The following is a 21330-nucleotide window of genomic DNA, read 5'->3' as shown; positions in this document are numbered from 1 at the left end:
GCGGCGGCGTCTGCGCGCCATCCAGCCGCAGCCGGCAACACCAGAACCCAATTTCCATGAAACGGAATCGCTTCCAGCGATGACTTGATGAATCGAACTTTCAATGCGGCCTCTACGGCCGATGACGTTCTCGACGGCATCGACCTTCGAGGCAGAAGAATCCTCTTGACCGGGGCCTCGTCCGGCATCGGAATCGAGACGGCGCGCGCTCTGGCGGCGCATGGCGCGCATGTGGTCGGAACAGCGCGCGACCTGAGCAACGCCCAGGCCGTCACCGCCGCCGTTCTTTCGGATGCGGCGAATGGCGGCAGCTTCGAATTGGTGGAGCTCGACTTGTCGTCTCTCGAGAGCGTGCGCCGCTGTGCAGACCGCATCGCAGACAGCGGCCCGCTTTTCGACGTGGTGATCGCCAACGCAGGCGTCATGGCCACGCCAGCGGGGCGCACGCGCGAAGGCTTCGAGACCCAGTTCGGCACGAACCATCTGGGTCACTTCGTCCTCGTGAATCGCCTGGCATCGCGCATTGCGGACGGCGGCAGGCTCGTGGTGGTGGCGTCCGCGTCTCATCGCTCCGCGCCTTTCAGCCTCGATGACCTGAACTTCGAACGCACCCCCTACGAACCTCAACTCGCGTACGCACGATCGAAGACGGCCAACATCCTCTTCGCGGTGGAGTTCGATCGTCGCCATCGCGCTCGTGGTGTCAGGGCCGCGGCCGTGCATCCCGGGACCATTCGCACGGGCCTCGGACGGCACATGGGGCAGGAGGTCATGGAAGCAGCCATCGAAAAACTCAGCGCGGCGCTCGTGGCCGAGGGCCAGGCGCCGTTCCAGTGGAAGAGCGTGGCGCAAGGCGCCGCGACAACACTGTGGGCCGGCTTGATAGCTGCGCCAGACGAAGTGGGCGGGCGTTACTGCGAGAACTGCCACGTTTCCGAAGTGAACGACGGGCCCCTCGGCCCTTTCGCCGAGGGCGTTCGCTCCTACGCGCTGGACCCCGAAACGGCCAGGCTGCTTTGGCGCCGGAGCGAGGAGATGGTCGGCGAGACCTTCTGAGCGGCTTGCCCGCTCTAACCGAGCTGCTCCGCAAGCCCGACGATGATGCCTTCGGGCCCGCGAATGTAGGCGAGCCGGTACGCCTCCCCGTACTGCATCTGGCCGATGAGCTCGGCGCCATGGGCCTGCATTCGCGCAACGACCGCATCGATGCCATCGACGGCAAACATGATGCGACGAAGACCCAAGGTGTTCACAGGCGCGTCCACGGGACCGAACCTGACTGCATCCGGCGTGTGGAATTTGTCCAGTTCGATTCCCTGCCCATCGGGCGTGCGCAGCATCGCGAGGGTGGCCCGAACGTCTCCAAGCCCGATGAGGCTCCCGACGGCAGGCCCGTCGACGGTGGTCTGGCCTTCGAGCTTGAGGCCCAGTTCGAGAAAGAACGCCTTCACCGCTTCGAGGTCGTCGACAACGATCAGGATGTTGTCCATTCGCTTGACTGTCATGGCCTTCGGCTCCTCTTTCGACGGTGTCGCTTGCGGGGATTTGGCACCTGGGGCGAGTCGGTCGAATGACTTTCTCCAGGAAAACAGCTGTCGAAAGTTGCCTTTCGCGACCCGCTGTTTTTCGCGGATGGTACCGCTCGCTCCGGCCCGTTGGGCCACGGAAATCCGTCTGGAGCAGGCATCGAAGACCACGCCCGCTTCGGTCCCGGCGAGCGACTCGTCGGACCGGCCAGATTCGCTAAGCGACCTTCCGCCCTTCGCCCTTGACGGAGAACTGGTTGACCGGCCGCTCCAGCCCCAGGTTCTCGCGCAGGGTGCGCCCCTCGTACGCCGTGCGAAAGAGGCCGCGCCGCTGGAGCTCCGGAATCACCAGGTCGACGAACTCGTCGAGCGATTCGGGCAGCACCGGCGGCATGACGTTGAAGCCGTCGGCCGCGCCGCCCTCGAACCACTCCTGCATCCTGTCCGCGATGGTCTCGGGCGTTCCGACCACCACCCAGTGGCCGCGCGCACCGGCCAGGTATTCGTAGAGCTGCCGCACGGTGAGCCTGTCGCGCCGCGCGAGCTCCAGCACCACGTGGGCGCGGCTGTTCCGCCCCGGCGGGGCGTCGGGGATGTAGGGCGGCGGCGCATCCAGGTCCCACTTGGACAGGTCTTCGCCCGGCCAGAACGTGTGCAGCGTGTTCAGCCCGACGGACGGGTGGATGAGCTTCTGCAGCGCGGCCCACTTGGCATCGGCCTCTTCCTGCGTGCGGCCGATCACCGGCGAGATGCCGGGCAGCACCAGCAGTTGCTCGGGGCGGCGGCCGTACCTGGCCAGCCGCCCTTTCACGTCGCGGTAGAACGCCTGCGCCTCGGCCAGGCTGGTCCACGCCGTGAAGATGGCTTCGGCCGACGCGGCCGCGAGTTCGCGCCCGGGCTCGGACGAGCCGGCCTGCACGATCACCGGATAGCCCTGGGGCGGGCGCTCCAGGTTGAGCGGACCGGAAACCTTGAAGTACTTTCCCGAATGGTTGAGTGCGTGCAGCTTGGCGGGGTCGAAGTATTTGCCGGAGGCGGGGTCGCGCTGGAAGGCGTCGTCCTCGAAGCTGTCCCACAAGCCCTTGGCCACGTCGATGAATTCGTGCGCCTGCTCGTAGCGGGAGGCCGGGTCGGGATGCTTGTCCAGGCCGAAGTTGCCGTGGACGTTGTCCGCGCTGGTGGTGACCACGTTCCAGGCCGCACGGCCTTTGCTCAGGTGGTCCAGCGAAGCGAACTTGCGCGCGAGCAGGAAAGGATCTTCGTAGGTGGTGGACGCCGTCGCCACGAAGCCGATGTGCCTGGTGACGGCCGACAAGGCGGCCCACAAGGTCACCGGTTCGAAGTACGACACCCGCCCCTGCCGGCTGAAGGCCTCGTCGTCGCCGTGGAAGGCGACGCCGGGGCTGTCGGCCACGAACACCTGGTCGAACAGGCCGCGCTCCGCAGTCTTGGCGACTTCGATGTAGTGGTCGATGTTGACGCCCGAATCGACCTGCGAGCCCGGGTGGCGCCATGCGGCCACGTGGTGGCCGGTGGCCATGATGAAGGCGCCGAGGCGCAGCTTGCGTTGACTCATGAGATGCGTTGCCTGCCGAGGTCGAGGACGCCCGACCTTAGGTGCTCGGTGCGGCGCGGCCAAAGAAGAAATCCGAACTTCGTTATTCGGCTTCGCCATGCTTTTTCCGGGCGCCGGGCGCGCGCTTGCGCACGTAGCACATCCGGCTGACACCCAAAGAAGATTCGCTCATGTCGAAACAACGATTCAGTCGTTCGCGCGCGCCGCCTGCGACCAGAGAATCGGCCGCCTCCGGCATTGCCGGTCCGGACTTCACGACGAACGAACAGGAGATTTCCCATGAGCGACAGCGCCGCCTCTTCATCCATCGACACCAGCTTCGGCGATCTGCGCATCCGCCGCGTGGCGGGCCACATCGGCGGCGAGGTCCAGGGCCTGAAGCTCTCGGCCGACCTGTCGCCCGAAGTGGTCGAGCATCTCAACGCGGCACTGGTGAAGCACAAGGTGCTGTTCTTTCGCGGGCAAGCGCATCTGGACGATGCCCAGCACCAGGCCTTCGGTGCGCGCTTCGGCCGCACGGTGGCGCACCCGACGGTGCCCTCGCCCACCGGCACCCGGCTGTTCGAACTGGACGCCTCCAAGGGCGGCGGGCGAGCCGATTCGTGGCACACCGACGTGACCTTCGTCGATGCCTTTCCCAAGATCTCCATCCTGCGCGGCGTGAAGATCCCGGCCTACGGCGGCGACACCGTGTGGGCCAACACCGCCGTCGCCTACGAGCGCCTTCCCGCGCAACTCAAGCAACTGGCCGACCAGCTCTGGGCCGTGCACAGCAACGACTACGACTACGGCGCCGACCGCGTGCAGGTGGAAGAAGAGCGGCTTCGCCACCACCGCAACGTGTTCGTCTCTGCCGTGTACGAGGCCGAGCATCCGGTGGTGCACGTGCATCCGGTGTCGGGCGAGCGCGCGCTGCTGCTCGGGCATTTCGTGAAAAAGCTGGTGGGGCTGTCGAGCACCGAGTCGGCGCGCATCTTCGAACTGCTGCAGAACCGCGTGACGCGGCTGGAGAACACCGTGCGCTGGAGCTGGCAGCAGGACGACGTGGCGATCTGGGACAACCGCGCCACGCAGCACTTTGCGATCAACGACTACGGCACGCAGGCGCGTCTGGTGCGGCGCGTGACGGTGCATGGCGAAGCCGCCGTGTCCATCGACGGCCAGCGCAGCAGGACGCGCAGCCGGCCCGAAGCCACGAACGACGCGCGCATCGACGAAGTCATTTCCGCCACCGCCTGAGGTCACCGCTTCCATGACACAACCTTCCCTCTTCGGCCTTCAGCGGCGCGAGCTGCTCAAGACCTCGGCCGCGCTCGGTGCCGCATCGCTCCTTCCGGGGTTGAGCGGTGTGGCCGCCGCGCAAGGCGGCGCAAAGAAATTCGCCGGCGTCACGCTGAACGTATCGACCTTCAGCGCCACCTATCCCAAGCTGCTGCAGCAGTGGCTGCCCGAGTTCGAGGCGCTCACCGGCGCCAAAGTGAACTTCGATGCGCCTTCCTTCCCCGTCTACAACCAGCGCGTGGACCTGGAACTCTCCACGCGCGGCTCGGCCTACGACGTGGTCAACGTCACCTTCATCTACTCGAGCCGCTGGATCAATTCGGGCTGGCTCACGCCGCTGGACGACTACATCCGCAACCCCAACCTCACCGGCGCCGACTGGGACCTGAACGACTTCCTGCCCGGCGCTCGCGCGCCCGAGACAGGCAAGGACGGCAAGCTCTACGGCATTCCATGGACCGCCGAGGCGCTGCTGACCGCATCGTCGCGCTTCGACCTGCTGGAGAAAGCGGGCCTCGCCTTCCCCGACACCACCGACGACCTGGTGAAGGTGCTGCGCGCAGTCCACAAGAAGGAGCGCGTGGCCGGTTTCGTGGCCGACAACCATTACGGCTGGACCTTCGTGCCCTACCTGCATGCGTTCGGCGGCGATGTGTTCCGCAAGGCCCCCGACGACCTGTTCCCGACGCTGGACACGCCCGAGGCGATCGCGGCCGGCGAGTACTACGCGAACCTGCTGCGCGAGTTCGGACCCGACGGCGCCATCACCTACCAGCCCGACCAGGTCACGCAGGCGCTCAAGCTGGGGCGCGTCAACTTCACCGATGCGGGGCAGTTGCACCTCGCGCAACTGGGCGATGCGGCAACCAGCAAGACGTTGAAGACCGTGAAGTTCGGCCAGGTGCCCAAGGGCCCGGCCGGCCGCTTTCCGGGCACGGCGGTGCACGGACTCGGCATTCCGGCCGGCTCGAAGAACAAGGAAGCGGCGTGGGCCTTCATCCAGTGGGCGCTGAGCAAGCAGACCACGCGCAAGGCGGTGGCCGCGGGCTACGGCTCGCCGGCGCGGCGCTCGGACATCGACTCGGCCGAGTTCCGCCAGAAGCAGGTCATCAACGGCAGCGACCTGGCCAAGCTCTCGCTCGACGCCATCGAGCTTGCCTCGAAGACCGGGCACATGAAGTACCGCACCGTGTCGGTCTACCCGCAGATCGACCAGCAGCTCAACAAGGCCATCGAGCTCATCGCGAGCGGGCAGCTCTCGGCCAAGCAGGCGTTCCAGCAGGCGCAGGCCAACTCCATCGCCGAACTCAAGCGCGGCGGCTTGAAGCTGTGAGGCGCTGAGCGATGGCCTCCGCGCTCCTTGCCACGGGCTGGCAGGCCGAACGGCGTCGCGCCTTCCTGCTGGGGCTGTCGCCGTCGCTGGCGGTGCTGCTGGTCATCACGCTGGTGCCGGCCGCGGCGCTGCTGGTGGCGAGCTTCACGCCGCTCAGCCTCACCGATCCGGCCGCGACCTTCCGCTTCGACGACCCGCTGGTCAACTACCGGCAACTGCTGCACGACAACCGCTTCCTCGGCTCCATCGCGGTGCAGTTCAAGCTGTCGGCCTCCAGCGTCGTGCTGCAGTTGCTGGCGGGCCTGGCGCTCGCGCTGCTGCTGAACGGCAAGTCGCGGGTGCTCGAGGGCGCGCGCACGCTGTTCCTCATTCCGATGGTGCTGCCGCCCATCGTCGTCGCGCTGATCTGGAAGATCATGTACACGCCCGACGTGAGCCCGATGCACCGCGTGCTGGAACACCTGGGCCTGCCGGTGCGCTCGCTCATCGCGAACCCCGACACGGCGCTCTGGGCCATCTCGCTGGCCGACACCTGGCAGTGGTTTCCCTTCACCATGCTGATGGTGCTGGCCTCGCTGCAGATGATTCCGGACGAGCCGCTGGAGGCCGCCCGGCTCGAAGGCGCCAACCGCTGGCAGCTGTTTCGCTACATCGTGTTCCCCTACATCCGGCCGGTCCTGGTGGTGTGCGGGCTCTTTCGGCTCATCGACAGCTTCAAGGCCTTTCCGCTCATCTACGTGCTGACCAACGGCGGCCCCGGCAACGTGACCGAGGTCACCAACTACTACGGGTTCATCCAGGCCTTCAACTTCTCCTACTGGGGCTACGCGAGCGCCATCGCCACGGTGATGCTGGTGGGCGTTTTCGTGCTGAGCTGGCTGGTCGGCCGGCTGGGGTGGAGCAACCATGAACAGCATTAGCCGCACGCTGGACGCCGCCGACCTGGCCGGCGCGCACGAAGAAGGCGCGGGCCTCGCCAACATCGGCACGGCCGGCCGCGGCCGCGCGCCGTGGTGGCGCACATATGGACGGACACATGGGCGCGCGCTCACGGTTGCGGTGCTGGTGCTGCTCGTGCTCTCGCCCTTCCTGTGGCTGGTGCAACTGGCCTTCAAGCCGGCGGCCGACATCTTCGACGACGCCCTTTTCTTCGTGCCCACGCTCGAGGGCTTCACGAGCCTCCTGCAGGGCAACTTCCTCAAGTCGTTCGGCAACAGCCTGCTGGTGAGCACGCTGTCGACCGGCTTCTCGCTGGTGATCGGCGTGCCCGCGGCCTACGCGCTCACGCGCTGGAACTTCAAGGGCCGCGACCGCATCGCGCTGTGGATCCTGGTGACGCGCATGGCGCCGCCCATCGCCTTCACCATTCCGTTCTTCCTGGCCTACCAGTACCTGGGGCTGCAGGACACGGTGATCGGCCTGGCCATCGTCTACCTCACCTTCAACCTGGCCATCGTGATCTGGCTCATGCAGACCTTCTTCGAGGCCGTGCCGGCATCGCTCGAAGAAGCCGCATGGATCGACGGCTGCGGCGTCTGGCAGGCGTTCTGGCGGGTGGCCCTGCCGCTCACCGCGCCGGGCCTGGCGGCGACCGCGGTGATGTGCTTCATCTTCTCGTGGAACGACTTCTTCTACGCGCTGATCCTCACGCGCACCAACGCCATCACCGCGCCCGTGGCGATCGTCAACTTCCTGCAGTACGAAGGCTGGGAGTGGACCAAGATCGCCGCGAGCGGCACGCTGGTGATGTTCCCGGTCATCGTCTTCACGGTGCTGGTGCGCAAGTACCTCGTGCGCGGCCTGACGGCCGGCGGCGTCAAGGACTGACGCACGGCCGTCGCGAACAAACGAGACACCACCCAAAAAATCCATGGCCTCCCTCAGCATCCGCAAGCTCTTCAAGCAGTTCGGCACCACCCCGGTGATCCGCGGCATCGACATCGACATCCGCGACGGCGAGTTCGTCGCGCTGGTAGGGCCGAGCGGCTGCGGCAAGTCGACGCTGCTGCGCGTGATCGCCGGGCTGGAAACCGCCGAGGGCGGCGACATCCTGCTGGGCGAGCGCCGCATCAACGACACGGCGCCGCGCGACCGCGACGTGGCGATGGTGTTCCAGAACTACGCGCTCTACCCGCACATGACGGTGGCGCAGAACCTGGGCTTCGGCCTGCAGATCCAGGGCGTTGCGAAAGACCAGATCGCCCGGCGCGTGCAGCAGGCGGCCGACACGCTGGGCCTGGGCGAGCTCCTGCAGCGGCGCCCGCGCCAGCTCTCGGGCGGCCAGCGGCAGCGCGTGGCCATGGGGCGGGCCATCGTGCGGCAGCCGCAGGCGTTTCTCTTCGACGAACCGCTGTCGAACCTGGACGCCAAGCTGCGCGTGCAGATGCGCACCGAAATCAAGGCCCTGCACCAGCGCCTGGGCACGACCACCGTGTACGTCACGCACGACCAGGTCGAGGCGATGACCATGGCCGATCGCATCGTGGTGCTCAAGGACGGGCTGGTCGAGCAGATCGGTGAGCCGCTCGCGCTGTACGACCAGCCGCGCAACGCATTCGTGGCGGGCTTCATCGGCTCGCCCGCGATGAACTTCATTCCCGGACGGCTGCAACTGGACGGCGCGCCGCACGTGCTGACGGACGACGGCCTGAAGCTGCCGCTGGCGCGCACGTCGGGCGGTGCGCACGGGGATCGCGTGCTCTACGGCACGCGGCCGGAGAACTTCACCATCGACCCGGGGCAAGGGCTGCCGGCCGACGTCGTGGTGGTCGAGCCGACGGGTTCGGAAACGCAGGTGGCGCTGCGCCTGGGCGGGCATTCGGTCATGGCCGCGTTCCGCGACCGCATCGACGCGCGCCCCGGCGAGCGGCTGCCCCTGTGGCCGGTGGCGGCGAAGGCGCACCTTTTCGATGCGAGCGGGGGCCAGCGGCTCAATTGACTGGATTGAGGGCCGCGCCTGGGCCTCAGTCGGTGTCTCCGACGCCGTCCAGCGCCATCACGCCCGAATCGTCGACCTCCTCCTCCTCGCGGGGCCCGACGTCCAGGTCGTCCGACAACCCCTTGAGCACCACGTAGCCCGCGTGCAGCGCATCGCCGTAGGTGGCGAAGCCCGTGGCGGCCTCCATCAGCGGCTCGAACTCCATCGAGTTGTCGAAGGATTCGAGGAGCACCCAGAAATAGTCCCCGGCATCGTGTTGGTCGACGGTGAGAGAAATGGAGATGAGTTGGCCAGCCATGCAGCCATGGTGGCGCCTCCGAGTGACAGTCGCGCGAAACGCCCGTGAAGATTCTGCTGCCGCACCGGAGCGCGGCGATCGTGAAAAGCTTGGCACCCTTCCCCGCCGACCGTCGCCAAAACACTACGTTCCTTCGCGAATCCAGCCTTCACGGCAGGCACCGCTATCGGCGATGCTCGGGTCATGTCCACGGCGCTTTCACCACGGTCTCTTCGCCCCGGTTGGCGCATCGCGGCGTCGATCTACACGGTCGCCGGCGTGGTGTGCGTGCTGGGCAGCGCCGTCGTGCCGGAGAGCGACGTGGGCATGCTGGTCGCCATCGCGGGCGGCCTGCCGTGGTCGCTGGGCCTCTTGACGCTCGACCTCTCGCCCGGCGTGGCGAGCACCGCGCTGCTGTTGATCGCAGGCAGCTGGGCGGTCAACGCCGCGCTGCTCTGGTGGCTGGCCCTGCGGCCGCGCGATGACGGGTTCCCAAGCGACGACGGCGTGCCGACCAGCGCCGCGAAGCGCACCAGGTAGGCCGGGCCTGCACGGCCCACGCCACACGACCTCGCCGCGCTACGGCGCACAGCGCCACGGTGGCCGTTCGCACCCCCATGGATCGTGCGAATATTGGATGCGATCATTTCGCCCGCATGCACCCCACGCATCGCACATCCGAATCCAAGAACGAAGGAAGACAAAAGAATGCCCCGCCTCCTGCATCCCAACGCGCCGCTGGTCGGCGTTCCCGGTGGACGCCACCTGCTGGACACGCCCGCGCTGCTGATCGACCTGCCCGCGATGACACGCAACATCGAGCGCATGGCCGCTTTCGCCAAGGCGCGCGGCATCGGCCTCAGGCCGCACGTCAAGACGCACAAATCGGTCGAGATCGCCCGCCGCCAGGTGGCCGCGGGCGCCATCGGCGTGAGCTGCGTCACGCTGGGCGAAGCGGAGGTCATGGTCGACGGCGGCATCCGCAGCGTGCTGATCACCTCGCCGGCCGTCACGCCGAGCAAGATCGCGCGCCTGGTCAAGCTGGCCGAGCGCGCGGCACCGGGCGGCGTGATGGTGGTGGCCGACAACCTGGCCAACGTGGCCGACCTGGCCCGGGCCGCGGGCGGGTTGCTGCACCCGCTCCCGGTGCTTGTCGACTACGGCGCCGGCTACAACCGCACCGGCGCCGCGAACGAGGCGCAGGTGCTGGCGCTCGCCACCGCCATCGCCGGCGAGCCGCGCCTCAGGCTGCGCGGCCTGCAGGCCTATGCCGGCAACCTGCAGCACATCGTGGCGCGCGAGGAGCGCAGCGCCGCGGCCGCGGGCCTGCGCGAAACCGTGGCGGGCATCGTCGCGGCGGCACGGCGCAAGGGGTTCAATTTCGAGATCGTCACCGGCGCCGGCACCGGCACCCACGACCTCGATTCGGAAGAGAACGCCTTCACCGAACTGCAGGCCGGCTCCTATGTCTTCATGGACGCGGAATACACCCAGGTGCTGGCCACCGGCACCGAGCCCTCGCCCTTCGAGGTGGCCCTCTTCGTGCAGACCGCCGTGGTCAGCACCAATGCGGCGGACTGGGTCACGGTCGACGGCGGCACCAAGTGCTTCGCCACCGACGGCGGCGTGCCGCTGGTCGCGCGCGGCACCGATGCCGCGAGCCGCTATGCCTTCTTCGGCGACGAGCACGGCAAGCTGCTGCCCGCGGGGGCGCGCCCGGCGCTGGGCACGCGCATCGAGTTCGTGACGCCGCATTGCGATCCGACGGTGAACCTGCACGACGTCTATCACGTGGTCGAAGGCGGGGCGCTGGTGGCGATCTGGCCGGTGGATGCGCGCGGCAAGCGCTAGCCGATAACCCATGGCCGGCAGCCGGTTGCGGCGGTCGGCATAAGGAAACTCGGAAAGCGTATTTCCCAAGACGGGTGCTGCGGGGGCACAGTTCCCGCCAATGGCAATCCTCCAAGACACACAGCGCCCGGCGCGCGCCGACGCGGCGCCGGCAGCGCCCTCCTCGCAACAGCTCCTTGCGCGTTTTCGCCCCATCTTCGATCGCATCGCCGTGCACGCGGCGCAGCGCGAGAACGAGCGCGAACTGGCCTACGAACCCGTCGCCTGGCTCAACGCCGAACGCTTCGGCGCGCTGCGCGTGCCCGTCGAATACGGCGGCCTGGGCGCCTCGGTCGAGCAGCTGTACGACCTGCTCATCGAACTGGGCGAGGCCGACTCCAACCTGCCGCAGATCCTGCGCGCGCACTTCGGCTTCATCGAGCGGCTGTTCGCCGAGATCGACCCCTCGCTGCATGGCCCGTGGATGCGCCTCGCCGCGGAAGGCGTGGTCTTCGGCAACGCCACCACCGAACTGGGCGAAGGCGCACTCGGCGCACTGCAGACCACGCTGTCGCGCGACGGCGATGCATGGCGGCTCGACGGCGACAAGTACTACAGCACCGGCACGCTCTACGCCGACTGGATCTCGGTCTCGGCGCAGCGCCTGAACGCCGACGGCAGCAGCGACCGCGTGATCGCGCTCGTGCCCTCGGAAGCGGTTGGCGTGGAGCGCGTGGACGACTGGCGCGGCTTCGGCCAGCGGCTGAGCGCTTCGGGCACGACACGCTTTCGGAACGTGCGGGTGAAGCCCGAGAACGTGCTGCTCTACGTGCGCGACCAGCCGACGCCGCTGACCGCCCATTTCCAGCTCACGCACCTGGCCACGCTGGCCGGCATCGCCCGCGCGATCGTGCGCGACGCGGTCGCCTTCGTGCAGCCGCGCAAGCGCGTCTACAGTCACGGCAGCGGCGACACGCCGCGCGAAGATCCGCTGGTGCAGCAGGTCATCGGCCAATTGGCGAGCACCGCGTTCATCGCCGCCTCGACGGTGCAGGCCGTGGCGCGCGGGCTCGGCGAGATCGATCGCTTCCGCCAGCGCGGCGAATCCGTGCCCGAGAGCCTGCTTTTCGAGGTGGAGCTCAACACCGCCAAGGCGCAGGCCGGCATCGTCGATGCGGTGCTGCAGGCCGGCACGCGGCTTTTCGACATCGGGGGCGCCTCGGCGCTGCAGGAAGACCGGCGGCTGGACCGCCACTGGCGCAACGCGCGCACGCTGGCGTCGCACAACCCGACGATCTACAAGGGGCGCGTGGTCGGCGATCACCTGCTCAACGGAGCGAGGCCGACGTTCTACTGGGCGGTGGGAGCGATTGCGGCCTGACCTGACGCGAGGGCCAGCGGTGCAAGGAAGGCGAAGGTCTCAGACGCGAGGCAGTGCGGCGAGGAAAGTGGAGACGACGATGGCAGCGGCGCGGTCCAGCTGCAGGATGTCGGCCACATCGAAGGCGTGGGGCGCCGTGCGGCCGCTCGCGCCGAGCGGCTTCCTGATCTCGACAAGCACTTCGGCAGCGAGTTCGCGATCGCTGCGCGGTCCGCCGTCGGGATGCATCACCCACTCGTCGACTTGATCGAATGGAATGCTGCGGAAAACCCCAACGATGGGGACGTACTTGTAGCGATCCTCACCCACCAGGATGGGCACACTGAGGTTGCAAAAAAACGTGGTCGTCGACATGCAGGATTGCCGTCGCTAGGCAAAGCGTTGAATTGTTAAGGACTGCGCGTCCATGGGCCATCCTTCCACGGGGCTGCTTCTCGGCAAGGCGTGACCTTGTGCACACAAATTGACTCCATTTCCGCCCATCCTTCCTTTAAAACAACTACTTAATTCTTACACATAGATACCTAAGGCGTGCCAAGTGCTACCTTTTTGAGCAATCGAAATGCGTAAAGATGCTCAAAAAAAGGCGAAAGCCCCACGCCTCTTTCGAAGCGCGGGGGCGGCAAAACCAGCGGGGGCCGGTCAAGCCGGCGGAGAAAAGCGCGGCGCTCGGCGCTCGATGTTGGCTTTCACCGCCTCGGCCTGGTTCGCACTGCCGATCAGCGCTTTCTGCTCGACCGATTCGGCCATCAGCAGCTCCGCGGCACCCTGCGACATGGCCGCATTGAGGAGGCGCTTGCCGCCGCGGACCGCATCGGGGCTCTTGGCGGCGATCTCGTGCGCCATCTGCAGCGCCTCGGCCAGCGGTTCGGCCGAGAGCCGCGTGGCGAAGCCGATACGCAGCGCCTCCTCGCCCGAGAAGATGCGACCGGTGAAGGTGAGTTCGCGCACCACGTCGCTGCGCGCCAGCTCTCGCATGAGCACCATGCCGGCCATGTCGGGCACGAGGCCCCACTTGATCTCCATGACCGACAGCTTCGTGTCGGGCGCGACGATGCGGATGTCCGCCCCCAGCGCCACCTGAAGGCCACCACCGAAGGCCACGCCGTGCACCGCGGCGATGACCGGCACCGGCACTTCGCGCCAGACCATCGCGACGTGTTGTGCGGCGTTGGAGATGCCGTGGGTGCGCTCGACCAGGTCGGCCCCGGCCGCGCCCTCCCCCAGCACACCTTCGCCCGCACCCTGCTGCATGCGCTCGAACGACGCCATGTCGAGCCCCGCGCAGAACGCCTTGCCGCGGCCGGCGATCACCACGGCGCGCACCGCCTTGTCGCCGCGCAGCGCTTCGCCGGCTTCGATGAGCGCATCGAACATCGCGGGGTCGAGCGCGTTCATCTTGTCGGCGCGTGCCAGTTGCAGTTCCACCACGCCGTCGGGGTGGCGGGTCCATTCGATGCGATCGCTCATGCGTGTCTCCTTGTAGGTCCCGTCGTGGGTTCTGGCCAGTATCGCCCGGCGCGGCGCCTGGGCGATGATGGCGCCTGTCGTCCACCCCACACCCCTGCCATGCCGCTGGACCGCCGTCACTTTCTTCTTCAATCGGGCTCGGCCGCCGCCGTGGTGGCGCTGTTCGGCCAGGGCTGCGCGTTGCCTTCCGCGGCGCGCAGCGGCAACGCGCCCGGTTTCACCGGCGTGCCCGCGTCCCTGCGCGACGCCGTCGTCGTGCCGCCCGAATACGAATGGCAGCTGCTCTATCCGTGGGGCGCGCCCACCGGCATCGCGGACCGGATGCCGGCATTCGCCCCCGATGGCTCCAACAGCGCGGCCGACCAGGCGGTGCAGGCCGGCATGCACCACGACGGCATGCACTTCTTCGCGCTCGATGCGACCGGCGCGCGCGGCCTGCTCGTGATGAACCACGAATACACCGACGAGCAACTGCTGCACGCCGACGGCGTCAAGGTGTGGACCGCGGACAAGGTGCGCAAGTCGCTCCATGCAATGGGGGTCTCGGTGATCGAGGTGCGCCGCACCGCCGCCGGCTGGCAGCAGGTGCTGCCCTCGCCCTTCGCGCGCCGCATCCACGGCAACACCGCCATGCGCATCGCCGGCCCGGCCGCGGGCACGCCGCCGATGCGCACCGCCGCCAACCCGGCCGGCGACCAGGTGTTCGGCACCTTCGCCAACTGCGCGATGGGCGTCACGCCCTGGGGCACGTACCTCACCTGCGAAGAGAACTTCCATGGCTACTTCGGCGGGCCGAAGGAAGCGGCCAAGGACATGACGGATGCACAGCGCCGCTACGGCACGGTCCCGGGTTCGCAATGGGTCGAGTACTGGCGCTTCGACGAGCGCTTCGACCTCACGCGCCATCCGAACGAGCCGCACCGCTTCGGCTGGGTGGTGGAGATCGATCCGTTCGATGCGACATCCACGCCCGTCAAGCGCACGGCGCTCGGCCGCAAGCGCCAGGAGAGCGCCACCTGCACCGTGGCAAAGGACGGCCGCGTGGTCGTCTACATGGGAGACGACGCGCGCTTCGAATACATCTACAAGTTCGTGAGCCGCGAGAAGGTGCGCGCCGGCACCGACGCGGCCGCGCGTGCCGCCAACCGCCAGCTGCTCGACGACGGCACGCTCTACGTGGCGCGCTACGACGCCGGCGGGCGCGGCCGGTGGCTCGAGCTCACGCATGGCCGCAACGGCCTCGACGCGGCCAATGGCTTTGCGGGCCCCGCCGAGGTGCTGATCCACGCCCGCCTGGCGGGCGACATCGTCGGCGGCACGAAGATGGACCGCCCCGAGTGGATCGCCGTGCATCCCGCGAGCGGCGAGGTGTATGTCACCCTCACCAACAACAGCCAGCGCGGCGACGCCGGCAAGCCCGCCCCCGATGCGGCCAACCCGCGCGCCAACAACCTCTTCGGCGGCATCCTGCGCTGGCGCGAGGACGGCGGCGATGCGGCGAGCACCGGCTTCGCCTGGGACCACTTCGCGCTCGCAGGCGATCCCGCCCAGGCGGGCAGCGGCGCGCGCTACCCCTCGGCCGACGCCGACATGTTCGGCAGCCCCGACGGCCTGCATTTCGACAGCGGCGGCCTGCTCTGGATCCAGACCGACATGAGCGGCCAGGTGATCGGCAAGCCCGCCTACGCGTCGCTGGGCAACAACCAGATGCTGTGCGCCGACCCGGCCACGGGGCAGATCAAGCGCTTTTTGACGGGACCGAGCGGCAGCGAGATCACCGGCTGCGTGGTCACGCCGGACCGCCGCACGCTGTTCGTGAACATCCAGCATCCGGGCGAGGCGCGCGACGACGGCAACGCCACGCCCGTCAGCGCATGGCCCGACGGCACCACGCTCGGCAGCGCGCGCCCGCGCTCGGCGACGCTTGCAATCCGGCGTCGCGACGGCGGCATCGTCGGCACCTGACGAGAAGAAGGAGACCCATCCATGAGCATCCGCATCGTTCGCCTGGGCACACCGCGCGCACCCGGCGAGGGCCTGCGCATCGGCACCGTGCGCCGCCCGCCGCGCGGCGTTCCGAAGACCGAGTTCGCCTCGCAGGACTGGTACGACGTGTGGTACCCGAACCTCGCGCCGTCCGCCGAGACGATGAAGCTGGGCCAGGAGGCGCAGGCGACCGGGGAGCCCGCGAAATGGAACGCCTTCGCGCGCAAGTACAAGGCCGAGATGGCCGAGGCCGACGCGAGCCGCAGCCTCGACCTGCTGGCCGCGCTGTCGCACGCCACCGCGATGGCGGTCGGCTGCTATTGCGAAGACGAATCGCGCTGCCACCGCTCGCTGCTGCGCGGTCTGCTGACCGAGCGCGGCGCCGATATCGCCGACTGAACTACACCTGGAGCGATGCCAGGAACGCCGGCAGGTCTTCCGCGCACGACGAGTACGCCGCCAGCGCACGCGGCGAACCCCGTGGGCGCGCCTCGGCGAGATGAACGGGCATCGCGGATTCGTTCACGCCTTTTCAGCGCTGCGCCTTGTCCTTCTGGTTCTGCGCCTCGATGCGTTCGCGCGCGTCCTTCCAGTCGGTGTCGCTCCACTGGCGCAGCTCGTAGAAGCTGCCGCCGTTGGCCAGCGCATTGCCACCGTCCATCATGATGCTCTGTCCCGTGAGCCAGTCGCACTGGCCGGGCGCCATCAGGAAGGCGGCGATGTTCTGCAGCTCGCTCATGCGGCCGGTGCGCCCCATCGGGCTCATCTCCTTGGTGCGCGCACCGGGCTCCTCGCCCGGGTTCAGGCGCTTGCTCATGCCTTCGGTCGGAATCTCGCCGGGTCCCACGGCGTTCAGGCGGACGCCGTAACGCGCCCACTCCACCGCGAGCGACTTGGTCATCACCTCGATGCCGGCCTTGCTCATGGCCGACGGCACGACGTAGGGGCTGCCGTTGTCGACCCAGGTCACGATGATGCTCATCACGCTGCGGAAGGGGTCGCCCTGCTTCCACTTGCCCGACTTGGCCTCGGCCACCCAACGCTTGCCCACCGCCTGCGTCACGTAGAAGCTGCCGTGGAAGACGATGTTCGCGATCGCGTCGAAGGCGCGCGGCGAGAGGCTCTCGGTCGGCGCGACGAAGTTGCCCGCGGCGTTGTTGACGAGGCCGGTGAGGCCGCCGCTCTGGAACAGGCTCTCGACCATCTCGTCCACGCTCTGCGCGATGCGGATGTCCACGCCGAAGGTGTCGATGCGCCGGCCCGGGAACTGCTGGCGCCATTCGGCCGCAGTTTCCTCGCACACCGACTGGCGCCGCCCGCAGATGGCGATGTCGGCGCCCAGGCTGAGGAATCGCTCGGCCATCGCGCGGCCGAGGCCGGTGCCGCCGCCGGTCACGAGGATGCGCTGGCCGCTCATCAGGGAAGCTTCGAACATAGGGGTCTCCTTGGGTCTGCGGCAGCGGCAAGGACGAGCGCTGCCATCGCGCATGCTACGCGCGCCGCCCGCGCGGCGGCTTGCGCAATCTGGCTCCCGGCCACCCGGGGTGAGAATGGCCGCTGACCTGTTTTGCGGATCGACCCCATGTCCAGCCCCACCTCCTTCCTGCCGCTCGACGGCGTGCGCGTCCTGAGCCTTGCGCTCAACCTGCCCGGCCCGGCCGCGCTCTTGCGCTGCCGCCGGATGGGCGCCAGTTGCCTGAAGCTCGAACCGCCGGGCGGCGACCCGATGGCGCTCTACAACAAGCCGGCGTATGCCGCGCTGCACGAAGGCATCGCCATCGAGGCCGCGGACCTCAAGACCGAAGCGGGCCAGCAGCAGTTGCACGCCGCGCTCGCGAAGACCGACGTGCTGCTCACCTCGTTCCGCCCCTCCGCGCTGCGCAAGCTGGGCCTGGACTGGCCCGCGCTGCAGGCGCGGCATCCGTCGCTGTCGCAGGTGGCCATCGTCGGCGCACCGGGCGAGCGCGCCGAGGAGCCGGGCCATGACCTCACCTACGTCGCCGAAAGCGGCCTCGTGCCTGGCACCGAGCTGCCGCCCACGCTGTACGCCGACATGGGCGGCGCCCTGCTCGCGAGCGAGGCGGTGCTGACGGCGATGCTGCATCGCGCCCGTGGCGGCGAGAAGGCCGAGGGCATCTACCTCGAAGTGGCGCTGAATGCATCGGCCGACTGGCTCGCCCTGCCGCGCACCTGGGGCCTCACGCAGCTCACGGGCGCGGTCGGCGGCGCGCATGCCGGCTACCGCGTCTACCCGTGCGCCGATGGCCGCGTGGCGGTCGCGGCGCTGGAGCCGCACTTCGCGAATCGCCTCTGCGAAGCGGCCGGCGTGACGCCGCCCGACATGATGGCCGCGGCCACGCACGAGGCGCTGGCGGCGTGGCTGGCGAGGCGCACGCGCGCAGAGCTCGATGCCATGAGCCGCGAGCGCGATGTGCCGCTGCTCACGCTGGCCGATTGAAGGGCCGGGTTTTCAGCGCGCGCCGTCGCGCTGCCGGTCTTCGCGCTTGAGTGCGAGGTAGGTGTCCAGGTCGACCTCGTGCAGCTGCCGCGGGAACTGCTCTGCGCCTGCGAACCAGTGGCGCTGGCGGCGCTCGGAGGCGTCCTTCGCATCGGTCGAGAGGTAGGCGTCGAGCGTGAGGAAGTAGCGCATGGCATTGCGCTCGACCAATCCGCGCATGCCGCGGATGTATTCGGGCTTGCCATCGGGTGCCTTGCCCACCACGGTGAAGCCGACCTTGTCGCGGCCGAAGGTCGCCAGGTAGGCCTGGGTGGCCAAGCGCACCATCATGTTGTGGTCGTAGCCGTAGCTGAAGTGCACGAAGCTCTTCTGCGCGTCCAGCGCAATCGCTTCGAGCGTGACGCGGTAGTTGCTCGTGCCGAACGGGCCACTCGCGGCCGAGAGCTCGACCGACAGGTGCTCGGGCGTCGCGTTCGCCACGCGGTAGACGAAGGGCAGCTCGAAAGCCTGCTCGACCGGCTTGTCGTAGCGCCGCACGACGTAGAGCGTCAGTGTCTCGCGCCCTTGCGCCGTCGCCGTCTTGCAGCGCCGGTTGTTGATGTGCAGCGTGAGCAGCTCGCACCAATGGGCCGACCCCTTGAACGCGGCCGTGACCTCGGGCAGCGGGTGGTCGATCACGGCGTAGATGTCGCCCTCCAGGCCGCCGGGCGTCTCGCTGGAGTCCAGCTGCACGGGGCGGCCGAAGCTGCTGTGGTCGAGCTTCTCGCTCAGGCGCTGATGGGTGTCGCGCAGCGCCTGCGCGGGCGCGGCGGGCTCGGGCGGCGCTGCAAGACAGGCCTGCAGCGAGGCTGCGAACAGGACGGCGCCGCACAGGGTGCGTGTCCAAGATACCGGCAGGTGGGGCGATCTGCTCATGGGGTCACACCATACAACGGACCGCCCCAGGATGGCCTTCAGTCGGCTTCCGGCGCGGGCTTCGCGCCGGGCCGCACGAGCAGCAGCATCGCCACGGCGAGCAGCACGGCACCCAGCCACTGCCGGGGCGTCATCGGCTGGGCCAGCAGCAGCGCCGCCAGCAACGCGGCCACGAGCGGCTCGATCAGCGTGCCGACCACCGCCGCCGTCGGCGACAGGCGCCGCGCCCCCCAGGCGAATGCCAGGTAGGCCACCGAGGTCGTGACCACGCCCGTGTAGGCGGCGCCCAGCCATTGGGCCGCATTGCCGGGCCAGGTGATGCCGCCCGGCCACGCGACCGCGAGCATGCACAGCGCCGCCACGCTCATGCCCCAGGCCGACGCCGTGACGGCCGGCACGCGCACCGGCATGCGCGCGTTGCCGAGCACCACCATCGCATAGCAGAAAGCCGAGCCGAACGACCAGGCGAGTCCTGCGACATGCCCGGCGGGCAGCGGGCCCCACCCATCGGCGGGCAGCACCAGCAGCGCCACGCCCACGACCGCCAGCCCAAGGCCGCCGAGCAGGCGCAGGCCGAAAGGTTCGTAGCCGCGCAGCACCGAGACGAGCGCGACGATCACTGGCGCGCAGCAGATCGAGATCACCGTCGGCAGCGCGGCGCCCAGGTGCGCGATGCCCGCGAACCAGCAGCTCACGTTGAGCGCCATCGCAGCGCCGGTGCCGACGACCTGGGCCTGCTCGCGCCGGGTCAGCTCGCGCCAGCGCGCGTCGGTGCACTGCGCCCTGCGCTGCATCCTCCAATGCAGCCACCACAGCAGCGGCACCCCCAGTGCGAAGCGCGCCAGCGACAGGCTCTGCGGCGCGATGCCGCCATCGATGAGGAATTGCGCCACCAGCGCACCGCCGCCCCACAGCGCGCCGGCCAGCAACACGCCGCCCCAGGCCAGGGCGGCAAACATTCTTGCGTTCATTGTTGAAAGTTCTCCATGACGCCCGCCGCTCGTTCTTGTCGAAGGCGGGCATGACCATCCGGCCGTCAGCCCGCCTTGCAGAAGAAGGCGGACGACGGCGACCACTTGCAGGTCTGAGCGCGGCGCGAGGCGCGCGTCAGAGGCAGGTCGACGGAGGGGGAGAGTGGTGCAGGTGCATGAGCGGCCGATGATAGAAGCCGGGCACAGCGGGGGCAAGGAAAAGCACAAGGGACAATCGCGGCCATGTGCCCTCCTCTCTCCCACCGCCACACATGAAACGCCAAGGCCGACTCGTCCGATGGGAAGCCGACCGAGGCTTCGGTTTCATCCGCAGCCCCGACGTGTCGGCCGATGTGTTCGTGCATCTGCGCGACTTCAGCGACCGGCGGGTGTTGCCGCAGGTGGGCATGGAACTGAGCTTCGAAGAGATCCATGTCGGCGGCAAGGGGCCGCGCGCCGTGGCCGTGCAGGCGGCATCGGCCAATGCCTCACGGCCGATGCCGAAACGCACGCCCATCGACAGCCATCGCCGCCCTGCCCCGAGGCGGGCCAATCGGCACCGCGAAAGCCCCTCGGGGTCCTCGGCCTCGTCGGGTCTGATTTTCCTGCTGGCGTATGCGGTGCTGGTGGGCGCGGCAGTCTGGTCCGGGCGCTTGCCTCTGCTGGTTCTCGGCGTGGTACCGGGGCTGAGCCTGCTGGCCTTCTTCGCCTACGCCCTGGACAAGAACGCCGCACAGACCGGCCGCTGGCGCACGAAGGAAAGCACCCTGCACCTGCTCGCGCTGACGGGCGGCTGGCCGGGTGCCTGGGCCGCGCAAAGGCTGCTGCGCCACAAGTCGAGCAAGCAGAGCTTTCTGCTCGTGTACCGCGCCACCGTCGTCATTCACTGCGCGGCGTTGCTGGCCTGGGTTTTCTGGCTGCAGGGGCATCCTGCCGCGGCCTGACGGTCGCTGCGTGCGGTCCTAGACTGAAACGGTCTTCATCCAGGAGAAACCTCCCATGCCTCTCGTTCGAATCGAAGTGTCCGATGCCTCGCCCGAAACGATGGGCCCCGACATCGGCGACCTGGTCTACCAGGCCATGACGGAAACCATCAACGTGCCCAAGGACGACAAGTTCCAGGTCATCACGCGGCACGCGGCGAAGGACCTGGTCCATCCGCAGAGCTACCTGGGCGTGGCGTATTCGCCGGGCTTCGTGCTGATCCAGATCACGCTGAACCAGGGGCGCACGATCGAGATGAAGAAGGCCTTCTACCGGCGCGTGGCCGACGACCTGCACGAGAAGCTGGGCATCCGGCGCGAGGACGTATTCATCAACCTCGTGGAGGTGGTGAAGGAGAACTGGTCCTTCGGGAACGGCGAGATGCAGTACGCGTAGCGGTCGCC

General features: G+C 68.5%; 23 protein-coding genes. 14 read left to right on the top strand and 9 right to left on the bottom strand.

The window, feature by feature from the left end; genetic code table 11:
• Positions 1-87: 87 nt before the first annotated feature.
• Positions 88-1056, top strand: a complete 969-nt coding sequence (locus RT97_RS21855; protein ID WP_042580922.1) for an SDR family NAD(P)-dependent oxidoreductase — start codon at positions 88-90, stop codon at positions 1054-1056.
• Positions 1057-1070: 14 nt separating this feature from the next.
• Here the strand turns inward: RT97_RS21855 and RT97_RS21850 are convergent, their stop codons facing one another.
• The 3 genes from RT97_RS21850 to RT97_RS33500 all read right to left on the bottom strand — a co-directional run bounded on the left by RT97_RS21850 (position 1071) and on the right by RT97_RS33500 (position 3358).
• A complete protein-coding gene (locus RT97_RS21850; RefSeq protein ID WP_042580921.1) occupies positions 1071-1505 on the bottom strand; it encodes a VOC family protein in 435 nt (144 codons plus the stop codon).
• Positions 1506-1743: 238 nt separating this feature from the next.
• Positions 1744-3102, bottom strand: coding sequence for an LLM class flavin-dependent oxidoreductase (locus RT97_RS21845; protein WP_042580920.1), 1359 nt, complete (start codon positions 3100-3102; stop codon positions 1744-1746).
• Positions 3103-3184: 82 nt separating this feature from the next.
• Positions 3185-3358 (bottom strand): hypothetical protein, encoded by a 174-nt coding sequence (locus RT97_RS33500; RefSeq protein ID WP_172672237.1) that lies wholly within the window; start codon positions 3356-3358, stop codon positions 3185-3187.
• A gap of 23 nt (positions 3359-3381) precedes the next feature.
• Here RT97_RS33500 and RT97_RS21840 point away from each other — a divergent pair, with 23 nt between their 5' ends.
• The 5 genes from RT97_RS21840 to RT97_RS21820 are packed head-to-tail and all read left to right on the top strand — an operon-like array spanning position 3382 to position 8654.
• Positions 3382-4341 (top strand): TauD/TfdA dioxygenase family protein, encoded by a 960-nt coding sequence (locus RT97_RS21840; protein WP_042580919.1) that lies wholly within the window; start codon positions 3382-3384, stop codon positions 4339-4341.
• A 13-nt stretch (positions 4342-4354) separates the two neighbouring features.
• Positions 4355-5716, top strand: coding sequence for an ABC transporter substrate-binding protein (locus RT97_RS21835; RefSeq protein WP_042580918.1), 1362 nt, complete (start codon positions 4355-4357; stop codon positions 5714-5716).
• Positions 5717-5727: 11 nt separating this feature from the next.
• The gene (locus RT97_RS21830; protein ID WP_042580917.1) at positions 5728-6636 is read left to right on the top strand and encodes a carbohydrate ABC transporter permease; all 909 of its coding nucleotides are present in this window, start codon (positions 5728-5730) and stop codon (positions 6634-6636) included.
• Positions 6623-7543 (top strand): carbohydrate ABC transporter permease, encoded by a 921-nt coding sequence (locus RT97_RS21825; RefSeq protein WP_080898380.1) that lies wholly within the window; start codon positions 6623-6625, stop codon positions 7541-7543. The genes RT97_RS21830 and RT97_RS21825 overlap by 14 nt, the downstream gene beginning before the upstream one ends.
• Before the next feature lie 43 nt (positions 7544-7586).
• Positions 7587-8654, top strand: coding sequence for an ABC transporter ATP-binding protein (locus tag RT97_RS21820; protein WP_042580916.1), 1068 nt, complete (start codon positions 7587-7589; stop codon positions 8652-8654).
• Positions 8655-8679: 25 nt separating this feature from the next.
• Here the strand turns inward: RT97_RS21820 and RT97_RS21815 are convergent, their stop codons facing one another.
• Entirely contained in the window at positions 8680-8952 is a 273-nt protein-coding gene (locus RT97_RS21815; protein ID WP_042580915.1) for a hypothetical protein, read from the bottom strand.
• A gap of 183 nt (positions 8953-9135) precedes the next feature.
• Here RT97_RS21815 and RT97_RS21810 point away from each other — a divergent pair, with 183 nt between their 5' ends.
• From RT97_RS21810 to RT97_RS21800, 3 genes are all read left to right on the top strand, one after another.
• Positions 9136-9471: a hypothetical protein gene (locus RT97_RS21810; protein ID WP_253278286.1), complete on the top strand. Its 336-nt coding sequence runs from the start codon at positions 9136-9138 to the stop codon at positions 9469-9471.
• A gap of 168 nt (positions 9472-9639) precedes the next feature.
• On the top strand, positions 9640-10782 hold the full coding sequence (locus tag RT97_RS21805; protein WP_042580914.1) for a DSD1 family PLP-dependent enzyme: 1143 nt from the start codon (positions 9640-9642) through the stop codon (positions 10780-10782).
• 100 nt (positions 10783-10882) lie between these two features.
• Positions 10883-12142 carry an acyl-CoA dehydrogenase family protein gene (locus tag RT97_RS21800; RefSeq protein ID WP_042580913.1) on the top strand — a complete coding sequence of 420 codons (1260 nt, stop codon included), beginning with the start codon at positions 10883-10885 and terminating at the stop codon, positions 12140-12142.
• Positions 12143-12181: 39 nt separating this feature from the next.
• Here RT97_RS21800 and RT97_RS21795 read toward each other — a convergent pair whose 3' ends face one another.
• Both RT97_RS21795 and RT97_RS21790 read right to left on the bottom strand, forming a co-directional pair.
• Complete coding sequence (locus RT97_RS21795; protein WP_042580912.1) at positions 12182-12496, bottom strand: hypothetical protein; 315 nt, start codon at positions 12494-12496, stop codon at positions 12182-12184.
• A 288-nt stretch (positions 12497-12784) separates the two neighbouring features.
• Positions 12785-13612 (bottom strand): crotonase/enoyl-CoA hydratase family protein, encoded by an 828-nt coding sequence (locus tag RT97_RS21790; protein ID WP_042580911.1) that lies wholly within the window; start codon positions 13610-13612, stop codon positions 12785-12787.
• Between the two features lie 99 nt (positions 13613-13711).
• Here RT97_RS21790 and RT97_RS21785 point away from each other — a divergent pair, with 99 nt between their 5' ends.
• On the top strand, positions 13712-15577 hold the full coding sequence (locus RT97_RS21785) for a PhoX family protein (RefSeq protein WP_042580910.1): 1866 nt from the start codon (positions 13712-13714) through the stop codon (positions 15575-15577).
• A gap of 21 nt (positions 15578-15598) precedes the next feature.
• The gene (locus RT97_RS21780) at positions 15599-15997 is read left to right on the top strand and encodes a DUF488 domain-containing protein (protein WP_042580909.1); all 399 of its coding nucleotides are present in this window, start codon (positions 15599-15601) and stop codon (positions 15995-15997) included.
• A 133-nt stretch (positions 15998-16130) separates the two neighbouring features.
• Here the strand turns inward: RT97_RS21780 and RT97_RS21775 are convergent, their stop codons facing one another.
• Complete coding sequence (locus tag RT97_RS21775) at positions 16131-17033, bottom strand: SDR family oxidoreductase (RefSeq protein WP_042580908.1); 903 nt, start codon at positions 17031-17033, stop codon at positions 16131-16133.
• 147 nt (positions 17034-17180) lie between these two features.
• Here RT97_RS21775 and RT97_RS21770 point away from each other — a divergent pair, with 147 nt between their 5' ends.
• Positions 17181-18056 carry a CoA transferase gene (locus RT97_RS21770; RefSeq protein ID WP_042580907.1) on the top strand — a complete coding sequence of 292 codons (876 nt, stop codon included), beginning with the start codon at positions 17181-17183 and terminating at the stop codon, positions 18054-18056.
• Positions 18057-18068: 12 nt separating this feature from the next.
• Here RT97_RS21770 and RT97_RS21765 read toward each other — a convergent pair whose 3' ends face one another.
• Together RT97_RS21765 and RT97_RS21760 are read right to left on the bottom strand one after the other, a co-directional pair.
• A complete protein-coding gene (locus RT97_RS21765) occupies positions 18069-18971 on the bottom strand; it encodes a hypothetical protein (RefSeq protein WP_042580906.1) in 903 nt (300 codons plus the stop codon).
• A gap of 38 nt (positions 18972-19009) precedes the next feature.
• The gene (locus tag RT97_RS21760; RefSeq protein ID WP_253278285.1) at positions 19010-19930 is read right to left on the bottom strand and encodes a DMT family transporter; all 921 of its coding nucleotides are present in this window, start codon (positions 19928-19930) and stop codon (positions 19010-19012) included.
• 284 nt (positions 19931-20214) lie between these two features.
• Between RT97_RS21760 and RT97_RS21755 the strand changes: the two genes are divergently transcribed.
• Both RT97_RS21755 and RT97_RS21750 read left to right on the top strand, forming a co-directional pair.
• Positions 20215-20886 carry a DUF1294 domain-containing protein gene (locus RT97_RS21755; protein WP_042580904.1) on the top strand — a complete coding sequence of 224 codons (672 nt, stop codon included), beginning with the start codon at positions 20215-20217 and terminating at the stop codon, positions 20884-20886.
• A gap of 55 nt (positions 20887-20941) precedes the next feature.
• Complete coding sequence (locus RT97_RS21750) at positions 20942-21322, top strand: tautomerase family protein (protein ID WP_042580903.1); 381 nt, start codon at positions 20942-20944, stop codon at positions 21320-21322.
• Positions 21323-21330 lie beyond the last annotated feature (8 nt).

Source organism: Variovorax paradoxus (assembly GCF_000834655.1).
GTDB lineage: Bacteria > Pseudomonadota > Gammaproteobacteria > Burkholderiales > Burkholderiaceae_C > Variovorax > Variovorax paradoxus_F.
This window is presented reverse-complemented; position numbering and strand designations above follow the sequence as displayed.

Excerpts from the sequence above, each read along its gene's own strand:
- RT97_RS21800 (WP_042580913.1), top strand. The coding sequence starts at position 10,883 with ATGGCAATCCTCCAAGACACACAGCGCCCGGCGCGCGCCGACGCGGCG.
- RT97_RS21835 (WP_042580918.1), top strand. The coding sequence starts at position 4,355 with ATGACACAACCTTCCCTCTTCGGCCTTCAGCGGCGCGAGCTGCTCAAG.
- RT97_RS21785 (WP_042580910.1), top strand. The coding sequence starts at position 13,712 with ATGCCGCTGGACCGCCGTCACTTTCTTCTTCAATCGGGCTCGGCCGCC.
- RT97_RS21840 (WP_042580919.1), top strand. The coding sequence starts at position 3,382 with ATGAGCGACAGCGCCGCCTCTTCATCCATCGACACCAGCTTCGGCGAT.
- RT97_RS21760 (WP_253278285.1), bottom strand. The coding sequence starts at position 19,930 with ATGTTTGCCGCCCTGGCCTGGGGCGGCGTGTTGCTGGCCGGCGCGCTG.
- RT97_RS21820 (WP_042580916.1), top strand. The coding sequence starts at position 7,587 with ATGGCCTCCCTCAGCATCCGCAAGCTCTTCAAGCAGTTCGGCACCACC.
- RT97_RS21815 (WP_042580915.1), bottom strand. The coding sequence starts at position 8,952 with ATGGCTGGCCAACTCATCTCCATTTCTCTCACCGTCGACCAACACGAT.
- RT97_RS21755 (WP_042580904.1), top strand. The coding sequence starts at position 20,215 with ATGAAACGCCAAGGCCGACTCGTCCGATGGGAAGCCGACCGAGGCTTC.
- RT97_RS21810 (WP_253278286.1), top strand. The coding sequence starts at position 9,136 with ATGTCCACGGCGCTTTCACCACGGTCTCTTCGCCCCGGTTGGCGCATC.
- RT97_RS21795 (WP_042580912.1), bottom strand. The coding sequence starts at position 12,496 with ATGTCGACGACCACGTTTTTTTGCAACCTCAGTGTGCCCATCCTGGTG.
- RT97_RS21830 (WP_042580917.1), top strand. The coding sequence starts at position 5,728 with ATGGCCTCCGCGCTCCTTGCCACGGGCTGGCAGGCCGAACGGCGTCGC.
- RT97_RS21775 (WP_042580908.1), bottom strand. The coding sequence starts at position 17,033 with ATGTTCGAAGCTTCCCTGATGAGCGGCCAGCGCATCCTCGTGACCGGC.
- RT97_RS21790 (WP_042580911.1), bottom strand. The coding sequence starts at position 13,612 with ATGAGCGATCGCATCGAATGGACCCGCCACCCCGACGGCGTGGTGGAA.
- RT97_RS21845 (WP_042580920.1), bottom strand. The coding sequence starts at position 3,102 with ATGAGTCAACGCAAGCTGCGCCTCGGCGCCTTCATCATGGCCACCGGC.
- RT97_RS21855 (WP_042580922.1), top strand. The coding sequence starts at position 88 with ATGAATCGAACTTTCAATGCGGCCTCTACGGCCGATGACGTTCTCGAC.
- RT97_RS21780 (WP_042580909.1), top strand. The coding sequence starts at position 15,599 with ATGAGCATCCGCATCGTTCGCCTGGGCACACCGCGCGCACCCGGCGAG.
- RT97_RS21805 (WP_042580914.1), top strand. The coding sequence starts at position 9,640 with ATGCCCCGCCTCCTGCATCCCAACGCGCCGCTGGTCGGCGTTCCCGGT.
- RT97_RS21770 (WP_042580907.1), top strand. The coding sequence starts at position 17,181 with ATGTCCAGCCCCACCTCCTTCCTGCCGCTCGACGGCGTGCGCGTCCTG.
- RT97_RS21765 (WP_042580906.1), bottom strand. The coding sequence starts at position 18,971 with ATGAGCAGATCGCCCCACCTGCCGGTATCTTGGACACGCACCCTGTGC.
- RT97_RS21750 (WP_042580903.1), top strand. The coding sequence starts at position 20,942 with ATGCCTCTCGTTCGAATCGAAGTGTCCGATGCCTCGCCCGAAACGATG.
- RT97_RS21825 (WP_080898380.1), top strand. The coding sequence starts at position 6,623 with ATGAACAGCATTAGCCGCACGCTGGACGCCGCCGACCTGGCCGGCGCG.
- RT97_RS21850 (WP_042580921.1), bottom strand. The coding sequence starts at position 1,505 with ATGACAGTCAAGCGAATGGACAACATCCTGATCGTTGTCGACGACCTC.